The 2,913-nt window shown below is 70.7% G+C and carries 1 protein-coding gene; it reads left to right on the forward strand.

The genetic code is table 11. The annotated features are described in order from the left end of the window. Positions 1–978 precede the first annotated feature (978 nt). Positions 979–2,868, forward strand: coding sequence for a peptidoglycan DD-metalloendopeptidase family protein (locus A33M_RS13105; protein WP_008387849.1), 1,890 nt, complete (start codon positions 979–981; stop codon positions 2,866–2,868). Positions 2,869–2,913: the final 45 nt, after the last annotated feature.

Genomic DNA, 2,913 nt, shown 5'->3' on the forward strand with positions numbered 1-2,913 from the left:
CCCCGCCCGCCCCCACCCCCACGGAACAAAATCGCCTCTCGCCGATACCAGCACAGACGAGGGAAGGCGCGGACACGACAGGGGCAGCGGAACGGAGCGGAGAAGCTGCCGGTAGAGGGGAGAGCCGCGAAGGCGGAGGGGCGAGGGGGCGGTCGCCAGGCGGACGGAAGGGCGACGACGGGCGGACATCGAAGATCGGAGAGCCCGGACAGACGAACGACCGGGTTACGGAGGCGACCGGCAGCACCGAAACACCCTGGCTCGGGGTGGTTCGTCCCGCGGCGACTCGCCGACGGCCGGCAATGTCGTTTCGCGGGTCACCCGCGGGCGGCGAGTGACGGGGTGGAGATCCAGGCGAAGCCCCCGCGAAAGAAATCCGCAACGAGCACGCGCCGCAGCAGGCTGGGTGCGGAGCGCCCGATCCGGCTACCGAGCTCGCGGACAGCTCCGCCCGCCAAGAAAAGAAGCTCGGAGCCCGGCCACCATACGAGACGAACCCCCTCCGGGCGAAACCGGGTCGCATTCCATCGAGACGGGTCCCGGACGCATCCCGCCGGACGCCCCATCGGGACTTGTCCCGGGACCAGTCCCGGATGCGAATCACCCAGGAACGAGTCGCCGGGACAAGTCCCGGACGAGTCCCTGTTGCCGACGGGCCGCACCGACCGAGCGTTTCCCGCGCTGCCGCGGGCGGGCCGTATTGCGGCCACAAAGGTGGGGCGGTTTGTGTTCCCAACAGTATGGGGTTCCATCCGGATTCGGCCCGATGCGGGCCGGAGAGTTTTTCGGGACCGCCGGGCGCGTTCATCCGCGACGGCAAAGCCCGAAATGGCCGCCGGGGGGCGGCATCGGATGGCGCGCGGTCGCGATTTCCGCGCGGAAGCAGGGGGGCACGAGGCCGTGGATCAAGGCAGGCCGCGCGGATTCCGGTCGGGCACGGCGCCCGTCGTCGCTCTCGGCAACGAGCCGCCGCTCTCGGTGGACGGCGAAACTCCGGAACTCGATCGCCGCCGCGTCTCGGTCCAGTGGTTCAGCGGCACCATCCTCACCGGTCTGTGCGGGGCCGCCCTGATGGGCGGCGCGGTGTTTGCCGCGCTCGACGGCGAGGCGAATTTCGCGGCGAGCCCGGAGCGCTTCGAGGCCGGGTTGCGCGGCACGCTCGGCGCGCAGGCCGAACGGCTCGGCATGCGCAAGGGCGACCGGCTGCCGCTCGCCTCCGAGGCGGTGGCGGCGCGCCAGGTGATCCGCATCTCCACCACCAGCCGCGCCGGCGACCGTGAGCTGGTGCGCGTCCGCCCCTATGTGAAGGTCGCCTCCAACCTCGCGCTGTCGACCACCGACCTGTCCGCCGACATTCCCCGCTTCGACCCCCAGAAAATGATCGCCGATCCGGCCGACGGCGCCGCCGCGCGCGAAGAGGCCGCCAGCGCCGCCCTGCCGGACGCCGAGGTGAGCTTCGTCACCCGCGACCTGTCGAGCGTGCTGCCGCGGGCGAAGGTCGCCAAGCTGGTGGCGATGGACGACGTGGTCGCAAGGGTGCGCGAGGTCGCGCACTGGACCGGCGGCGCCGGCGTCGCCCGCTACGCCTCGGCCGACTTCACCGGCTCGACCCGCCTCGCTTACGCGGTCGAAGGCACGCCCGACCCCTATGCCGGGTTCGAGGCGCGCATCATCCCGGAAAACATCACGCTGCTGCCGAAGACCTCCAAGGAGATCACCGGCGGCTCGCACGACGCCGACCGCGTCGTCACCGTCAAGAAGGGCGACACCGCCGCCTCGATCCTCGCCGAGCTCGGCGCCAGCGAGAGCGAGATCGACGCCATCGTCGCCCAGCTCGGCGCCTATGGCCGCAAGGGCGGGCTGAAGGAAGGCCAACGCCTCGAGGTGCTGCTGTCGCCGGCGCCGGGCGGCCGTAAGCAGCCGGTCCGCGTGCTGGTGGTCGGCGACACCGTCACCGAGGCCGCGGTCGCCCTGTCGGACATGGGCCGCTACGTACCGGTCGACATCCAGAGCGCCGCCACCCAGCAGGTGGCCGACGTCGAGGACGACGAGAACGACGACGGCTCGGGCGTCCGGCTCTATCAGAGCCTGTACGAGACGGCGCTCCGCAACGAAGTGCCGCGCAGCGTGATCGCCGACCTCGTCCGGATCTACTCCTACGACGTCGACTTCCAGCGCAAGGTGCAGGTCGGCGACTCGTTCGAGGTGGTCTACGAGGGCGAGGACGATCCGGCCGGCCACACCGAGGTTCTGTACGCCAACCTCACGGTCGGCGGCGAGACCAAGGCGGTCTACCGCTTCCGCAGCCCGGACGACGGCCAGGTCGACTACTACGACGAGTCCGGCAAGAGCGCCCGCAAGTTCCTGGTCCGCAAGCCGGTCTCCAACGGCATCATGCGCTCCGGCTTCGGCGTGCGGCGCCATCCGATCCTCGGCTACACCAAGATGCACACCGGCATCGACTGGGCCGCCCCGATGGGCACCCCGATCTACGCCGCCGGCAGCGGCACGATCGTGCGGGAGGGCTGGGAGTCGGGCTACGGCAAGTTCATCCTGCTGCGCCACGCCAACGGCTACGAGACCGCCTACGGCCACATGAGCGCCTATGCCAAGGGCACCCGCGAGGGCGAGCAGGTGCGCCAGGGCCAAGTGATCGGCTTCGTCGGCTCGACCGGCCTGTCGACCGGCTCGCACGTCCATTACGAGATCCGCATCAACGGCCGTTATGTCGACCCGATGCGCGTCAAGCTGCCGCGCGGCCGCGTGCTGGAAGGCCAGACGCTGACCGCCTTCAAGCACGAGCGCGAGCGGATCGAAGGCATGATCGGCCGCACCCCCGCCCGCTTCGCCGACAGCCAGGCACACTGAGAGCCCGTTTGGGAACTCCGACGGGGCTGCGCCGGAGCCGCTTTC

This window comes from Rhodovulum sp. PH10 (assembly GCF_000293785.1).
Lineage (GTDB): Bacteria > Pseudomonadota > Alphaproteobacteria > Rhizobiales > Xanthobacteraceae > Rhodoplanes.